This is a genomic window from Providencia sp. Je.9.19 (genome assembly GCF_051129765.1).
Taxonomy (GTDB): Bacteria; Pseudomonadota; Gammaproteobacteria; order Enterobacterales; family Enterobacteriaceae; genus Providencia.
On record NZ_JBCPSS010000024.1, the window covers coordinates 1 to 1182 of the forward strand.

General features: G+C 51.5%; 1 rRNA gene. It reads left to right on the top strand.

The features are described from left to right. A 23S ribosomal RNA gene (locus tag AAZR93_RS21545) occupies positions 1-1182 on the top strand; the annotation flags it as partial.

The window sequence follows — 1182 nt, forward strand, 5'->3', positions numbered from 1 at the left end:
AAAGGGTGATAGCCCCGTATCCGAAGATGCTTATGTTGTGAACTCGACGAGTAGGGCGGGACACGTGTTATCCTGTCTGAATATGGGGGGACCATCCTCCAAGGCTAAATACTCCTGATTGACCGATAGTGAACTAGTACCGTGAGGGAAAGGCGAAAAGAACCCCGGCGAGGGGAGTGAAATAGAACCTGAAACCGTGTACGTACAAGCAGTGGGAGCCTTGATTTATCAGGGTGACTGCGTACCTTTTGTATAATGGGTCAGCGACTTATATTCTGTAGCAAGGTTAACCGTATAGGGGAGCCGTAGGGAAACCGAGTCTTAACTGGGCGAATGAGTTGCAGGGTATAGACCCGAAACCCGGTGATCTAGCCATGGGCAGGTTGAAGGTTGGGTAACACTAACTGGAGGACCGAACCGACTAATGTTGAAAAATTAGCGGATGACTTGTGGCTGGGGGTGAAAGGCCAATCAAACCGGGAGATAGCTGGTTCTCCCCGAAAGCTATTTAGGTAGCGCCTCGTGAACTCATCTTCGGGGGTAGAGCACTGTTTCGACTAGGGGGTCATCCCGACTTACCAACTCGATGCAAACTACGAATACCGAAGAATGTTATCACGGGAGACACACGGCGGGTGCTAACGTTCGTCGTGAAGAGGGAAACAACCCAGACCGCCAGCTAAGGTCCCAAAGTCATAGTTAAGTGGGAAACGAAGTGGGAAGGCTCAGACAGCCAGGATGTTGGCTTAGAAGCAGCCATCATTTAAAGAAAGCGTAATAGCTCACTGGTCGAGTCGGCCTGCGCGGAAGATGTAACGGGGCTAAACTATGCACCGAAGCTGCGGCAGCGATATTTAGATATTGTTGGGTAGGGGAGCGTTCTGTAAGCCGTTGAAGGTGACCTGTGAGGGTTGCTGGAGGTATCAGAAGTGCGAATGCTGACATAAGTAACGATAATGCGGGTGAAAAACCCGCACGCCGGAAGACCAAGGGTTCCTGTCCAACGTTAATCGGGGCAGGGTGAGTCGACCCCTAAGGCGAGGCTGAGAAGCGTAGTCGATGGGCAACGGATTAATATTTCCGTACTGGTGATAATTGCGATGGGGGGACGGAGAAGGCTAGGCTATCCGGGCGACGGTTGTCCCGGTTTAAGAATGTAGGCAGGTGAATTAGGCAAATCCG